The sequence below is a fragment of the Streptomyces sp. NPDC020807 genome, assembly GCF_040641575.1.
Classification (GTDB): domain Bacteria; phylum Actinomycetota; class Actinomycetes; order Streptomycetales; family Streptomycetaceae; genus Streptomyces.
In genome coordinates, this window is sequence record NZ_JBFADU010000016.1 from 1 (window position 1) to 14544 (window position 14544).

The 14544-nt window shown below is 71.4% G+C and carries 14 protein-coding genes and 1 pseudogene; 4 read left to right on the forward strand and 11 right to left on the reverse strand.

The window, feature by feature from the left end:
- The 4 genes and pseudogenes from AB0G79_RS22210 to AB0G79_RS22225 all read right to left on the reverse strand — a co-directional run.
- Positions 1–339: pseudogene (locus tag AB0G79_RS22210) on the reverse strand (ATP-binding protein); the annotation flags it as partial.
- Positions 336–881, reverse strand: a complete 546-nt coding sequence (locus AB0G79_RS22215; RefSeq protein WP_360809007.1) for an HNH endonuclease — start codon at positions 879–881, stop codon at positions 336–338. The pseudogene AB0G79_RS22210 and the gene AB0G79_RS22215, both read right to left, overlap by 4 nt.
- On the reverse strand, positions 878–1330 hold the full coding sequence (locus tag AB0G79_RS22220) for a helix-turn-helix transcriptional regulator (protein ID WP_360809009.1): 453 nt from the start codon (positions 1328–1330) through the stop codon (positions 878–880). The genes AB0G79_RS22215 and AB0G79_RS22220 overlap by 4 nt, the downstream gene beginning before the upstream one ends.
- Complete coding sequence (locus AB0G79_RS22225) at positions 1327–1791, reverse strand: hypothetical protein (protein ID WP_360809011.1); 465 nt, start codon at positions 1789–1791, stop codon at positions 1327–1329. The genes AB0G79_RS22220 and AB0G79_RS22225 overlap by 4 nt, the downstream gene beginning before the upstream one ends.
- A gap of 288 nt (positions 1792–2079) precedes the next feature.
- On the opposite strand from AB0G79_RS22225, the gene AB0G79_RS22230 reads away from it, so the two are divergent.
- Both AB0G79_RS22230 and AB0G79_RS22235 read left to right on the forward strand, forming a co-directional pair.
- Positions 2080–2838: a GntR family transcriptional regulator gene (locus AB0G79_RS22230; RefSeq protein ID WP_360809269.1), complete on the forward strand. Its 759-nt coding sequence runs from the start codon at positions 2080–2082 to the stop codon at positions 2836–2838.
- The gene (locus tag AB0G79_RS22235; RefSeq protein ID WP_360809013.1) at positions 2835–3395 is read left to right on the forward strand and encodes an ATP-binding protein; all 561 of its coding nucleotides are present in this window, start codon (positions 2835–2837) and stop codon (positions 3393–3395) included. Before AB0G79_RS22230 ends, AB0G79_RS22235 begins: the two co-directional genes overlap by 4 nt.
- Positions 3396–4382: 987 nt before the next feature.
- On the opposite strand, the gene AB0G79_RS22240 is transcribed toward AB0G79_RS22235, so the two are convergent.
- The 6 genes from AB0G79_RS22240 to AB0G79_RS22265 all read right to left on the reverse strand — a co-directional run bounded on the left by AB0G79_RS22240 (position 4383) and on the right by AB0G79_RS22265 (position 11575).
- Positions 4383–5288 (reverse strand): pentapeptide repeat-containing protein, encoded by a 906-nt coding sequence (locus tag AB0G79_RS22240; RefSeq protein WP_360809015.1) that lies wholly within the window; start codon positions 5286–5288, stop codon positions 4383–4385.
- A 408-nt stretch (positions 5289–5696) separates the two neighbouring features.
- Complete coding sequence (locus tag AB0G79_RS22245) at positions 5697–6932, reverse strand: styrene monooxygenase/indole monooxygenase family protein (protein WP_360809017.1); 1236 nt, start codon at positions 6930–6932, stop codon at positions 5697–5699.
- A gap of 51 nt (positions 6933–6983) precedes the next feature.
- Positions 6984–7670, reverse strand: a complete 687-nt coding sequence (locus AB0G79_RS22250) for an ATP/GTP-binding protein (RefSeq protein WP_360809019.1) — start codon at positions 7668–7670, stop codon at positions 6984–6986.
- A complete protein-coding gene (locus AB0G79_RS22255) occupies positions 7651–8064 on the reverse strand; it encodes a DUF742 domain-containing protein (RefSeq protein ID WP_360809271.1) in 414 nt (137 codons plus the stop codon). Before AB0G79_RS22255 ends, AB0G79_RS22250 begins: the two co-directional genes overlap by 20 nt.
- A complete protein-coding gene (locus AB0G79_RS22260) occupies positions 8064–8570 on the reverse strand; it encodes a roadblock/LC7 domain-containing protein (RefSeq protein ID WP_360809021.1) in 507 nt (168 codons plus the stop codon). Before AB0G79_RS22260 ends, AB0G79_RS22255 begins: the two co-directional genes overlap by 1 nt.
- Entirely contained in the window at positions 8567–11575 is a 3009-nt protein-coding gene (locus AB0G79_RS22265) for a nitrate- and nitrite sensing domain-containing protein (protein WP_360809023.1), read from the reverse strand. Before AB0G79_RS22265 ends, AB0G79_RS22260 begins: the two co-directional genes overlap by 4 nt.
- A gap of 370 nt (positions 11576–11945) precedes the next feature.
- Here AB0G79_RS22265 and AB0G79_RS22270 point away from each other — a divergent pair, with 370 nt between their 5' ends.
- Entirely contained in the window at positions 11946–12731 is a 786-nt protein-coding gene (locus tag AB0G79_RS22270) for a hypothetical protein (RefSeq protein WP_360809025.1), read from the forward strand.
- A gap of 24 nt (positions 12732–12755) precedes the next feature.
- Here AB0G79_RS22270 and AB0G79_RS22275 read toward each other — a convergent pair whose 3' ends face one another.
- Entirely contained in the window at positions 12756–13289 is a 534-nt protein-coding gene (locus tag AB0G79_RS22275; protein WP_360809028.1) for a MarR family transcriptional regulator, read from the reverse strand.
- A gap of 222 nt (positions 13290–13511) precedes the next feature.
- On the opposite strand from AB0G79_RS22275, the gene AB0G79_RS22280 reads away from it, so the two are divergent.
- Entirely contained in the window at positions 13512–14348 is an 837-nt protein-coding gene (locus AB0G79_RS22280) for a lysozyme (RefSeq protein ID WP_360809030.1), read from the forward strand.
- The last annotated feature ends 196 nt before the right edge of the window (positions 14349–14544 follow it).

Below are 14544 nucleotides of genomic sequence, written 5' to 3' on the forward strand. Positions count from 1 at the left end.
CACGTCCCCGTCGAACGTCTCCGCGTACAGGCGGGCGAGCCGCTGGCGGACGCCGGACCGGCCGCGCAGGGGCAGGGCGATGTTCGGGCCGTCGATCGCGACCGCGTAGGGGCGGCCGTCGGTCGACACGACGAACCGGTACCGCTCCCGGGCGAGGGCGACCAGCCGCACGGCGGCCGATGGCTTCTTGCCCCCGTCGTCGGCCGGCGGGCGCTTGTTCACGGACGCCCGTCCGGTGTTCACGGCCGACTGTCCGGTGTTCACGGGCGCCGGGTCGGTCGACCGGTCGGGGCCGGTCGGTCGGGCGGTTCCGTTCACCGGCTTGGTGGTGCTGTTCACGCGCTCACCCCTCGATCGGTCGACTGCTCACAGGTGTTCATCCGGGCCGTACGCCGCCCGTGGTCGAGTCGACCGACCCGCACGCGACGCTCGGCCGGTTCGCGATGCTTTGCCTGGTCAGGGGTAGACCGCGCGGCCGATGAACAGGCGTGAACGATCCGTGCGAGCATCAGCCAGTCGACCTGGTCCGGGCCGAACCGGCTCGACTCCGAGTCGGGCGCGGGGGACGTCGGGTCGGTCGGGTCGCCAGTCGGCTGAACACCCGTGAACGCCGGGTCGGTCGACCACACCAGCAACAGGGCGAGCGAGAGGAACAGCCGGTCGGCCTTGGCGTGGTTGCAGGGATGGCAGGCGAGCACGAGGGCATTCGCGGACCACGTCCGGTAGATCGAGTAGGGGACGACGTGGTCCATGGTCGCGTCGCGCAGGTCGCGGAAGCGGTGCCGACAGTAGGCGCACCGCCAGCCGTCGCGGGCCGCGAGCTGAGCCTTGCGGCTGCGACGACGGGCGGCGTTGAGCCGTGGAGAGGCGTGCAGGCTCACCCAGTCACCCCGGAGACGTCGACCAGGTCGAGCACGGTCCGCAGCGCGGCGGACAGGGAGCCCAGGTGCATGGCCATGGCGGTCGGGCTCGCCGTGCCGAGGTCGAGGTTCTCGACCCGGCTCAGCGCGTCCCGGGCGGCCGTCAGCAGGACTGGCGGCACCGGCACCACGGACGGCGCCTGCAGGGACAGCTCCTTCGGCCGCATGGCGGGCCACAGGTCCCACACCGTCGTCCCCAGGACGCGGGCGACGGCGTGGGCGTGACGGGCGTAGGGGCGGCGTCCGGGCTCGTTCACCCACCGCTCCACGGTCTTCGGGTCCACCTGGAGCTGCTCGGCGAGTTCGGCGTAGGTCAGATCGGCCTCGACGATGGCCGCCGCCAGCCGCAGGTTCCCCTCGGCCGGCATCGGGGCGGGGAGGTTCATGGGGGACTCGGGCGCGATCGTCACAGCGCCACCCCCGCACGGTTCTGGTGTGCGGTGGCACGGCCGTGGACCGGGCAGATCAGGGAGAACGCGCGGCCGAGCTTGATGGACCGGGTACCCCGGCACGGGCACCCGCCCTCGACCTCGGCGGCCGAGTTCCGGGCCATGGCCTGCGGCGTCATCGGCATCCAGGTCGGCATCTTCGTGGCGGCGGCCAGCGACTCCGCCTTCTCCAGGCGGCGAGCCTTCGGGAATCGCTGCTCGTGCCGGGCCTGCACGTCCACCGGCACGACGCGGCTCATTTCCAGCAGCCGGTGCCCGTAGAAGAACGCCGCCTCACGGCGCAGCTCCTCCAGGCCGATGCGCTCGGCGCCCTGCACGATCCAGGCGGCCACCTGCGACTTGTCCACGGAGCTGGCGCGGAACCGGTCGGGCATGTCCGAGACGTACAGCGCCACCACGCGCTCATCCCCGGTCAGCTCCACAACGGCCACAGAAGGCCGAACCAGTAACGCGGTCTCGTTCGATCCAGGCATCATGGGAGTACCCCTTCGTGGGTCGGGGAGCGGCTATCTGCTTGGCGGTAGGGAGCCGCTCCCTGTTTCGTCCTAGGCCACTGACCAGGACGTTTCCATGCCTCAGCCCCCATGCAGGGAGCCGTACCCGTTCCGATCGATCCGACCGGCAGGCACATCCCTAAGGTTCCCTAGGGCACCCTAGGGTGTCAAGCGGTACGCTAGGGAACGCATCCAATGAGCAAGGGAGTTGACGTGGTGTCGGATCAGGCCGGCCATCGGGCGCCGTACGCACGGATCGCCGCGCACTACGAGGAAATGATCACGTCCGGCCAGCTGCAGCCGGGCGAGCTTCTGCCCAGCATCAAGGCGCTCTCCCAGGAGTGGAGCGTCAGCACCGCGACGGCCGAGAAGGCGCTCCGGAAGCTCCGCACAGACGGGCTCATCCGGGGAATCCACGGCATCGGCACCGAGGTAATCGACCGCCCGGCCCCCATGTCCTCCGGCGCGCAGCGCCAGGACCGAGGCCGCCGAAGCGGGTCGAGTTGGGGAGCGGGCGAACGATCCGACTCCCACGTAGCGGCCGTGGTCCCGGCGCCGGCCGACGTGGCGCAGGTGCTCGACATCGAGTCCGGCGCGGACGTGATCCGCCGTAGCCGCGTCTACCGCGACCGGCACGGCATCGTCGCGCACTCCACGTCGTGGATCCCGGTGCAGTACGGGAAGCTCGTCCCCCAGCTGGCGGAGAGCGCGCGTCTGTCCGGTGGAACGTCCCTCCAGCTCATCGCCCAGGCCACGGGGCGGCCGATCACCCGCCGGATCGACACGGCATCGGCCCGACTGCTGACGCCAGCGGACGCGGAGCTCCTGGAGCTGGACCCCACAAACCCGCCTACGGAACCGGTGGTCGTGATGACCGCGAAGTTCGTCGACAGCGGGGATCACGTCGTGGAGTACGGCGTGGATCTTGGCGGCCCTGGCCGGACATGGCTCACGGAATCGGAGCTCACGCAGTGACGGCGGACCAGGCCGTGCGGCCCTTCTGCGTGCTCATGGCGGGGCTTCCGGGCTCGGGCAAGACGACGCTCTCCCGCACGCTTACGGCTCGCGGGTTCGTCCGGCTGTGCCCGGACGAGGAGATGTTCCGCCGCCACGGCGTGTATGGCGTCGACTTCCCGCGGGGCACGTTCCCGACCCTGGAGCGCCCGGTACTCGAAGAGATTGCCGTGGAGCTCTGTGACCACCTCCGGGCCGGCCGCAACGTGGTGGTTGACCACGGATTCTGGACCCCCGACGACCGAGCCCGGTGGATGGCGATCGCCACGGACGCCGGTGCCCTGCCGCTGCTGGTCTACCTGGAAGCAAGTCATGAGGAACTCTGGTCGCGGGTGAGCCAGAGGAACGCTCAGCACGAAGCTGATCCGAACTCGATCTACTTCTCGGAGAACGACCTGGCCCGCTACCGGACTCGGTTCGTCCCCCCTCAGGCCGGGGAGCCGCACATCCTCTACAGCGGTGAGCCTGATTCAGTGCTGAAAGCGCTCGAAGGGGCTGGGCTGAAATCTGAGTGCTAGACGCTAGATCCCAGGTCAGGAGCCCATTCGACTGCTAGCGCCCCTGCTAGACCTAGCGGCAACGACTGCTAGGCCTAGCAGGGGCGCTGTGGTGTCAGGAGGCGTCATGCGCGGGTGTCAAGGCAGTGTCACGCGGGGTGTCAGAGTGCGTGACACCCGCGTTCGCCTAAGGGTTTGGGTGTCAGGGACCCGTGACGGTGTCAGACGTCAGGCGGCTGTCAGGCCCGGTGTTCCGATCGGAGAGAGATCGAAGACGGGGTGCCCTGCGGGCATGCGACCTATGGCAGCTCTCTCCGCTCGCGCTGCGGCAATCGCCATCAGGAGCGGGCTGACATGCGCTCCTCGCCTTGTCGCTTGTCTTGTCACCCTGCCCGGGCACCCGCTCGCCGGCCTTGGCGCCGCCCAGGGCACTCTGGCCTGCGGGGCGACAAGCGACAAGACAAGGGGCACGACAAGTTCGGGTCGGCACGACATCCCACGGAAGAGCCCACCCGGCCGCGCCCGGGTGGATTCTTCGTCCGGGTCGGCCGGCCTTCGGAGCGTCCAGCGACTGCACAAGCAAGAGGAGCACCCGGCGCGGCGTGCTCCTCTTGCTTGTGCGGGCCCTCGGAGGGTTCAGCGTCCGCACCCTCTCCCCCCCCCTAAGAGCACCCTGACCTGCAACAACGCTCTTAGAGGGGAGCGGGTCGTGCGGACGCTGCGGACGCTAGCGGACGCTAAACAGTTTGTTTAGCGTCCACAGTGAAAGCGCAGGTCAGAGGGTGCGCCGGGCGGCTTGCGGACGCTGCGGACGCTGTTTTCTCTCAACTCTCTAGCAAGAGAGGCACGGGAGGCTTTTCAAGGGCGGGGGACCGAGGGTGCGCACCGCCGTCCCCGCCCCTTGAAAAGCCACGTGCCCGCTCGATGTGCTGCAAAGGGCCGCTGCCCTGTGCAGCGACATGCGACAAGGCAAGGCGAGTTGACCCTCCGCGCGCACGCATGGCATCGCTACGCCTCAAGCGCCTTTTTCACTTCCGGCTTGTGAGCAAGGTGAAGCGGCAGCTTTGTGTGCTTGTCGAATACTGCTTGCAGTAGCTGATCCACTTCCAGCTTTGCGGCGATGTTGAGCCTACCTGCGAGGTTTGCCCCCCTAAGATCGGCATGCGCAAGTTCCGCGTCCTCGAGCTCTACAGCTCCAAGTTCCGCCCCCTTCAGATCCGTGTACCTGAGATCTGCATGGTGGAGCTCAGCCCCAAAGAGGTCGGCGCCTTCAAGTCGAGCACCAGACAGGTCGACGCGCCAGAGAGCGGTGAATGACAGGTCCAGCCGCTGTGATTCCACCCTGTTCGGGCGCCGGCCGAGGACCCTGAGCGCTGCCTGGACATCCTCCTTCGGCCCCGGGCGGGGGATTTGGTCGCCCGGGTCTGGGAGATCGGGGTCTGGCAATGCCGCTTGCTGGCGCACGAAGGCTGCGAGCACCTGCACCACCGTGTCGTGATCCTTCTCAGAGTCGCGCATGATCCGTTCAAGTGCGTAGATCCCGCCCAAGCGCTCCATGACCCTTGGACCCTCCTCCGCAGAGTCCCGTGCCGCCAACAGCTTGATCGCTTCGACGTAGCGACCCGTGACTTGACCCTCGCGGGTCATCTCCGCTTGCTCGCGGTCCTTTTCGCGGGTGTGCTCGAAGTTCCGATGCGTGTAGACCAAGCCGATCCCAGCCGTGACAGCCACACCCAGAGCAACGAGCGTAGTCCGGAAGCCAGTAACGACTACGCCGGCGGCGGGTTGGAGATTCTTGTCTAGGAGGTGGTCCCCATCAAACCACCAGGGCCCCCGCAAAAGCAGCAGACCAAGACCGATGAGCGCCCCAACTGACAGGAGGACCAGGAGCGTACGCCACGCCAGCTTCTTCATTTTCGCTCTCACGCCGAGAAGTATGACTGCGCTCCACCCCACTCAACCGCTGACTGAGCGGACCACCCACCGCCAACACGCCCGCGCCAACCAGCTCCATGGGCGGCCGGAAAGACGTCCGCTCGTCAGGGCGGCCCTTCTGACTCTTCGCCCTGACGCGCGGCCGGTGGCCGGTGCCGCCCTGTCTATCCTCCAACGAAGCAGATTCCGAAGGTGGGCGCTAACGGCTAACACGCTGCTCACAGCCGCTTCAGGCGCTAGCGGGGCCGCTAACGTTAGCGGGCGGCGCCGCTAGCGCTAGCGGCTTCCCCCGGGCCCGGAGCCGGGCCGTCTCTGGGCCGTCAAACGGGTCCCGAGGGTCACCAACAACCACCAATGACAACCGCTCCGACGCAGGTCAGAGGCTTGTCAGGCTCCGGAGACCGAGGCCAGGTACGCGGACGTCTTCTCCGGGTCGAAGAAGAAGTGCTCGAAGTCCGACGGGTCGTCGAAGCCGTTCGCGAAGCGGTCGGCGACGGGCTGGAGCTCGCCCGCGGCGCCGATGAGCTGGAGGACGTGCTCCGGCGGGGCGGCCAGCATCGCGTTCGTCCACGTCGTGACGTGGCGCGCGGTCTCCCAGTAGCGGTCGAAGGCGGCCTGCATCCATGCCTCGTCGAAGGGCTTGTCGCCGTGCTCGACGATGGCCGCGAGATAGGTGGCGGCGCACTTGGCGGCCGAGTTGGAGCCCTGGCCGGTGATCGGGTCGTTCGCGACGACGACGTCGGCGACGCCGAGGACGAGACCGCCGCCGGGGAGGCGGCCGATCGGGTTCCGCACGGTCGGGGCGTACCGGCCCGCGAGCGTGCCGCCCGCGTCCGTCAGCTCGACCTTGGTGGCCCGCGCGTGCTCCCAGGGCGTGAACGTCTCCATCAGCTCCAGCGTCAGCGCCAGGTGCTCGGAGGGGTCCTTGACGCCCTGGAAGACGTCGAGCGGGCCGCCGGGTATGCCCTCCCAGAAGAGGATGTCCGCGCGGCCGCCGAGCGTCAGGGTCGGCATGACGAAGAGCTCGCCGACGCCCGGCACCAGGTTGCAGCGGACCGCGTCGAAGTCCGGGTGCTCGGGGCGCGGGCCGAGGCCGTGGACGTACGCGACGGCCAGCGCGCGCTGCGGCTCCGCGTACGGCGAACGGGCCGCGTCCCGGCCGAACATGGAGACCAGCTCGCCCTTGCCGGCGGCGACGAGCACCAGGTCGTAGCTGCGGGAGAAGTAGTCCAGGTCACCGACGGCCGCGCCGTGGATGACCAGCTGGCCGCCGCGCTGCGCGAACGTGTCCATCCAGCCGGCCATCTTCACGCGCTGGTCCACGGACTGCGCGTACCCGCGGAGCCTGCCGACCCAGTCGATCGCGCGGCCGGCGTCCGGCGCGGCCACCGAGACCCCGACGCCCTCCGTGCGGGGCGCCTGGGACTCCCAGAAGTTGAGGCCGAGGTCGCGCTCGTGCTGGAGCGCCGTGTCGAACATGCACTGGGTCGACATGACCCGGCCGGAGCGGATCTCGTCCGCCGTCCGGTTCGACATGAGGGTGACCTCGTACCCCCGCGACTGGAGTCCGAGGGCGAGCTGCAGGCCGGACTGGCCCGCGCCGACGATGAGTATCTTCCGCATGGTGGTGCTCCTGGCCTGTGTGCTTGGTACCTGGTGCCTGGTGCCCGGCGCCTATTCGGGGGTGGCTTCGAGCGCGTGCGCGACCATCGAGAGGAGGGTCTCGACGACGCTGTAGCGCTTGCGCGCGTCCATGATCACCACAGGGACGTCGGTGTCGATGGTCAGGGCGTCCCTGACGTCCTCCGGCTCGAACCGCCGTGTGCCCTCGAAGTGGTTGACGGCCACGATGTACGGCAGGCCGCAGCTCTCGAAGTAGTCGAGCGCCGGGAAGCAGTCCGTCAGCCGCCGCGTGTCGGCGAGCACGATCGCCCCGATCGCCCCGCGCACGAGGTCGTCCCACATGAACCAGAAGCGCTGCTGTCCCGGCGTGCCGAAGACGTACAGCACGAGGTCGTTGTCGAGCGTGATCCGGCCGAAGTCCATCGCCACCGTGGTGGTGAGCTTGTCCGGCGTGGAGGTGAGGTCGTCCGTGTCCTCGCTCGCCCGGGTCATCAGCGCCTCGGTCTGGAGCGGGGTGATCTCCGAGACCGCGCGGACGAAGGTGGTCTTGCCGACGCCGAAGCCGCCCGCGACCACGATCTTCGTCGCGATCGGGGCGCGGGAGTGGTCGAGCTGCCAGTCCTGGGCGCCGTCCTCGGGATCCGGCTCCGCCCGTTCGGAGGGGTGGGGCTGGGCGGGTATCCCGGAGAGCGCCGGGTTTTCGGAGACGGCGGTGGCGTCAGAGACGACGGAGTCCACTCAGCACCCTTTCGAGGAGCGCGCGGTCGGGCTGGCCGGTGCCGTGACCGGTGCCGTACACACGGATCTTTCCCTGGTCGGCCAGGTCGCTGAGCAGCACCCGGACGACTCCCAGCGGCATCTTCAGGAGGGCGGAGATCTCCGCGACCGTCCGCATGCGGCGGCAGAGCCCGACGATCGCCCGCATCTCCGGCATCAGGCCGCGGGCGGCCGGGCCGCCGTCCGTCAGGACCTTGCGCGCGGGCGCCGCTTCGAGCGCGGCCACGAAGGTCTCGACGAGGAGGACGTGGCCGAAGCGGGTACGGCCGCCGGTGAGCGAGTACGGGCGTACGCGGGAGGGGCGGCGCCCCTCTCCCCGTACCGGCAGCTTGAAGGCGGGCGTGACGGCGGGTATCACCGGGTGCCCTCCGTCGGCGTGGCCATCGACTTGCGCAGTTCGCTGCGGACTTCGGGGGTGAGGACGTGTCCGGCGCGGCCCACGAAGAGCGCCATGTGGTACGCCACCACGCTCATGTCGCAGTCGGGCGTGGCGTGCACGCCGAGCAGCGAGCCGTCGCTGATCGACATGACGAAGACGCTGCCCTCCTCCATCGCGACCATGGTCTGCTTGACCCCGCCGCCGTCCATCAGCCGGGCCGCGCCCACCGTGAGGCTGCCGATGCCGGAGACGATCGTGGCCAGGTCGGCGCTGGAGCCGCGCGGGCCCTCGGGGCGGGGCGGCTCGGTGGCCGCCGTCGCGGCCGCCTGCTGCTCCTCCGGGTCGGAGGAGAGCAGCATCAGTCCGTCGGAGGAGACGACGGCGACCGAGCGGACGCCGGGCACCTCCTCCACGAGGTTGCCCAGCAGCCATTGCAGGTTGCGGGCCTCCGTGCTCAGTCCGAACGTTCCCGTCGCGGTCAACTGCGTGCCTCCTCGACTGTGTCCCCCGTCAACTCCTCTGTACGTGCACGTGCGGTGCTGTCGCTGCTCGCTATCTCCGCCTCGACGTCCCTGCGGCCGGCCTTGGCACCCTGGTGGAAGCCGCCGAGGCGGCGGCGCAGGGCCTCGGCGTCGACGCCGCCCTGGCGCGGGGTGACGGCGGCGCCGGGCTGGCGGACCACCCGCGGGGTGCGCTTGGGCAGGCCCTTGTCGGTGACCCGCTCCCACTGGGCGGGGCGGGGGCCGGGGGCGGGCTCCGGCGCGGGCTCCGGCGCGGGAGCGGGGATGGAAGCCTGCGCGTGGACCGGGGCCGGCTCGTCGTCGGCGGCGCGGTCGTGGGCGTCCGGCTCGGGGGGCGGGGCGGGGAGCCGGACCTGGAGGGTGGTCTCGGAGACGGACTCGTACGCGTCGTGCTCGTCGTTCTCGTCGTACGCGTCGTACTCGTCGTACTCGTGAGGGGCCAGGGGCTCGGCGTGCGTCTCGGGCTCGTCGTACGCCTCGGGCTCGGAGGCGTACGGCTGCGCCTCGGGCTCGGCCTCGGGCTCCACGGCCACTGCCTCGGGCTCGACCGGCTGCGCCTGCGCCTGCGCCAGGGCCTGGGCCTGGGCCAGGGCCTGCGCCTGGGCTTCGGCCTCCGCCTCCTCCGCCGCGCGGATCGCGCGCTCCGCCGCCTCGACCAGCGGGTCGCGGTCCCTGGTCGGCAGGGCGTTGGAGTTGGCCTCGGCCGCCGAGCCCGGCAGGTGGAGCACCGGTGCCGCGCCCGCGACGCGTACCGGCTCCGAGACACCCGTCGGGGGCGTCGCCGGCAGGAGCGGCAGGGGCAGGACCACGACCGCCGCGATGCCGCCGGGCTTCTGCTCGCGAAGCTGGACGCGGACGCCGTGGCGGGCGGCCAGCAGCGCGGTCACGCGCATGCCGAGGCCCTCGCCGTCGAAGGCGTCCGGGTCGGCTTCGGCGAGGCGCGCGTTGAGCTCGGCGAGGCGGGACTCGGTCATGCCGATGCCGGCGTCCTGGACGGAGAGGACGACCTCGCCGGTCTCCAGGATCCAGCCGGAGAGCTGGACCTCGGCGTCCGGCGGGGAGAACGAGGTGGCGTTCTCCAGGAGTTCGGCGATCAGGTGGCTCAGGTCGTCCGCGGCGAAGCCGGCGATCTGGGCGTGCGGCGGCAGGGACTGGATGGTGACCCGCTCGTACCGCTCGATCTCGCTGACGGCGGCGCGCAGCACGTCGACGAGCGGGACGGGCCCGGCGTGGCCGTGGACGTGCTCGTGGCCGGCGAGGACGAGGAGGTTCTCGCTGTGGCGGCGCATGACCGTCGCCATGTGGTCGAGCTTGAAGAGGGTCGCGAGGCGGTCCGGGTCCTGCTCGCGCTCCTCCAGCTTCTCGATGACGCCGAGCTGGCGCTCGACGAGGCCGAGGCTGCGGAGCGAGAGGTTGACGAAGGTGTGGTGGACGGTGCCGCGGAGCCGTTCGAGGTCGGCGGTGAGGAGCGCGACCCGGCCCTGGAGGTCGGCGCGCTGGGCGGCGAGCTCGGCCGCGACGGAGTCCTTGGCGGCGGCGAGGTCGGCGCGCTCGTCGTCGAGCCGCTCGGTGTGCGCGGCGAGGGCGGCGAGCTTGCCGTGGAGGGTGTTGAGGGAGCGGACGACCTGCGCGAACTCGTCGTTGCGGCCGGTGAAGCGGACCGCCTCGGCCGTCTGCGGCTCGGGGGCTCCGGCGAGGCGGGCGGCGCCGAGGCGGAGGACGGCGAGGGGGCGGGTGAGGGTGCGGGCGACGTACGTGGAGACGCCGATCGCGACGAGGAGGCAGCCGCCGAGGAAGGCGATGCGCAGTTCGAGGGCGGTGACGTCGTCGTCGCGGAGGGCGGCGAGGCGTTCGACGCGCTCGGTGGCGAGGGCGGACTCGACGCCGCGCATCTGCTCGACGCGGGCGGAGAGCGCGGCCTCCAGGGCGGCGGCGTCGGTCCCGCGCTCCTTCTCCGTCAGCCGGGGCTGGTCGGTGAGCGTGGCGAGGGAGCGTTCGGCGTTCTTGACCTCGGGACCGGCGACGGTGGCGGAGAGCGAGTCGCGGGCGGCGGTGCCGGCGGCCTGGTCGAAGTCGCCGAGGGCGGCGAGTTCGCGGACGCGGGCCTGCTGGGCGGCGGCGGTGAGGGCGTCGCGGGCCTGCTGGGCCTCGGCGGCGCCCTCGGGCACGTCGGGGACGTAGGTGCCGGTGGCGGGGTCGTAGTGGACCTTGCCGGTGGGCGCGGGCTGCGGGACGGCGAGGGCGGCGAGGAGCAGGCCGCGGGTGGCGGAGGCCTGCTCGACGGCGCGGCCGAGGGCGGCGGGGGCGCGGGTGGCCTCGGTGAGGGCGGCGTCGGCGGCGCGGGCCGGGGTCTTCTCGGCGAGCTCCTCGGAGAGGGCCTGGAGCTTGGCGATGACGTCCGAGTAGGCCTTGTGGGCCTCCAGGGCCGTGCCCTCGCCGGTGAGGGCCGCGCGGCGGACGGAGGGGACGCCGGCGAGGTCGCGGCGGAGCTCGGGGGCGGCGGCGGGCCGGATCTCGTCGATCTGGCGGTCGACGCGGGTGGCGCGTGCGTCGGTGATCTGGCGCTTCTTCCCGGCGTCGCCGGACTGCCCGTCGCGGCCTGCGGCGATGTACGCGACGACCTCGTCGCGCTCGTCGGCGAGGGAGTGCGCGAGGGTGACGGCCTGCCGGTCGAGCTCGGCGAGGGTGACCAGGCGCTGGGCCTCGGTGAGGTCGGTGGAGGCGGCGAGGACGGCGGGGGCGCCGGCGGCCAGGACGGTGACGCCGACGAGGGCGACGCCGAGGACGAGGCGGTTGCGGACGCGCTTGGGACGGCCGGTCTTCTGCGCGGGCCCCGCGGTCTGGGCGGCGGCTCCCGTGGCCTGACCAGGGATTCCGGTGCCGATCGGGGTCGCCGTCGCGTCGGGGGTCTGGCTCCGCGCGCCGTTCTTGCTCCGAGGCCGCTTCTTCTCCACCGGTGTCCGCATCCTTGACTCGTCCGCCCACAAAGCAGAGGTGACGACCGGTCACGTGGAGCGCCCCCACCCCTGGTACGGCTTCCGACCATTCCAGCGGTTCTGGGAAGGGGACGCGCAACGGCCGCTCCGCCACCCGAACGAGTGAACAACACTCATGAGTTGGCGAACAACTCCGGCCCGGCTCCCCGAACCGGGCCGCGCGGGCCTTCGCGGGCCCCCGGTTGGATCTTCCGCGCGGGCTTTGGCAGGATGCCCGCCCGCAGCTCGGCGGAGCTCCCGCTTCCGCCCTCCGCGCCGGCCCGGCAGGGTTGGTACAGGCCATTTCCGGCCGTTTGGAGGTGCCGTGAAGGAACGCGCCGCGGCGGGCACACTGGGCGTCATGCGCAGCGATGTCGCCACCCTCCCCGGCAGTCCCGAACGCCCCAACGAGGACTGGGCGGCCGCAGCTCTGCCCGGTGCGGGCGGCGGGGGGACGGTCGTCCTCCTCGACGGCGTCACACCTCCCGCGGGTGATGACGGTTGTGTGCACACGGTGCCGTGGTTCACCGCGCGACTGGGTGGGGCTTTGACCGAACTGTCCGCTTCTCGGCCGGACATGCCCCTCACCGAGGTCCTGGCGCGGGCAATCCGGCGCACCGCGGACGCCCACCGGGACACCTGTGACCTTTCTCACGTGCGCACGCCGCAGGCGACGGTGGTCCTGGCCCGTTGGAGCGAGGCCGTGGTGGAGCACCTGGTCCTCTCCGACTCGGTGCTCCTCCTGGAGGCACCGGACGGGACCGTGCGGGCGGTGCTCGACGACCGGCTCGACCGGGTGCCGGCCGAGGTGCTGCGCTCGGTGGAGGCGACGGACCGGCTGCGGAACAGCGAGGACGGCTTCTTCACGGCGGCGGCCGACCCGGAGGTCGCCGCGCGGGCGGTGACGGGGACGACTCCGCGTACGGAGGTACGGACCCTGGCGGCGCTCACGGACGGGGCGACCCGCTGGGTCGACGTGTTCGGCGCGGGCGACTGGGCGGACTGCCTCGGCGTCCTGCGCGAGGAGGGCGCGGCGGGCCTGCTGCGCGGGGTGCGGGCGCTGGAGGAGGCCGACGCGGCCGGGGGCGTACGGAGAAGGGGCAAGCGGCACGACGACGCGACGGCGGTGTACGCGTCCCTGGTCTGAGGCGCCCCCTCCGCCCCCTCCCCCCTATCCCTCCGACCGCACGTTGAAGTGGTGGAGCAGTCGGGCGAGTTCGGCGACTTCCGACCGGTCCCAGTCGACGAGCTTGCGGACGTAACGCTCGCGCCGCGCGTCCCGCACGTGCCGGAACCGGTCGCGGCCCTCGTCGGTGAGCCGGACCAGGGAGGCGCGTCCGTCCGCCGGGTCGGGGTCGCGGACGACGAGCCCGAGCATCTCCAGGGCGCGCAGCTGGCGGCTCATGGTGGCCTTGCCGACGCCGAAGTACCCGGCGAGCTCGGTGGCCCGCTGCGGTCCGGCGTCGTCGAGCCGGACGAAGAGCCCGTAGGCGGCGGGCTCCAGTTCGGGGTGCACCTCCCGGGCCATCTCCCCCGACTGCGCCCTCGCCCGCCGCAGGAACACGGCCAGCTCCCGTTCGAGCGCGAGGAACTCGGGATCGACCCCGGCCGACGGGCCGGCGCCCGCCGACCGGCCGGCCGGCGTGGAGCCGGCGTCCGGCGCCGAGCCGCCGCGGCCCTCACTTCCCGTACCGCTTCCGTGCACGTCAGCACCTCCCAGGCGCCCTCGGGGCGGCTTCCCGCCGCTGAAAGTTTCCCCCGGCCGCGGACCATCGCCGCAGCTCTTCCAGTATTTCGCAGGAGTAGACCAACGGCGGTAACCAGGCCCTCTTTCGCGGGACGGGTCTACGTGCGTAGCGTCCTTTCTGACATGTCCACACCCAGGGCTGTCGCTCCCCTCCCCCACCGAGCCTTTCGGAGGCACGCGATGCGTGTGCACAGATCCGGAACGACCCTCGCCGGCACCGCCCTCGCGGCGCTGGCGCTCCTCCTGCCCCTCGCCGGTTCCGCCGGCGCCGCCCAGGACCCCGGCGCACGGGCCGTCCCCGCCCGCGGCTCCGCCTACATGGGCATGGGCGTCATCGCGCACGACGGGAAGGAGGGGAAGCCCGCCACGGGCGCCCCGACCCTCGCCGCCGCGCAGACCGAGGGGGTGGACGTGTCCAGCCACAACGGCAACGTGGCCTGGTCCACCCTCTGGAACAGCGGGGTCAGGTGGGCCTACGTGAAGGCGACGGAAGGCACGTACTACAAGAACACCTACTTCACCCAGCAGTACACCGGCTCGTACAACGTCGGCATGATCCGGGGCACGTACCACTTCGCCACCCCGGACACGACGACCGGCGCGGCCCAGGCGGACTACTTCGTGAACAACGGCGGCGGCTGGTCGAAGGACGGCAAGACGCTGCCGGGCGTCCTCGACATCGAGTGGAACCCCTACGGCGCGACCTGCTACGGCAAGACGCAGGCCGGGATGGTCGCGTGGATCCGGGACTTCGTGAACCGGTACAAGTACCGGACGGGCCGCGACCCGGTCATCTACACGGCCACCAGCTGGTGGAAGCAGTGCACGGGCAACTCCGCCGCCTTCTCGTCCACGAACCCGCTGTGGATCGCGCGGTACGCCTCCGAGGTCGGCGAACTCCCGGCCGGCTGGCCCTACTACACGATCTGGCAGTACACCTCCTCCGGCCCGACGGTCGGCGACCACAACCACTTCAACGGCGACTACTCGCGCGTACAGGCGCTGGCCAACGGCTGAGCTGCGGTTGGTTCACGGCGTCACGGCGGCTCCCGGGTGCGGCGGCACCCTGGGAGCCGCTTTTTCGCGCCCACCCCCTTGCCGATTGGTATGGACCAATGCGAGGCTCTACGCCGGTCGGCCGGAATTCAACTTCCGTGCCACCGAAGCGCGTTGCTCGCCCCCGTACTCCCGTCCTCCCCCACGCACGAGAGAG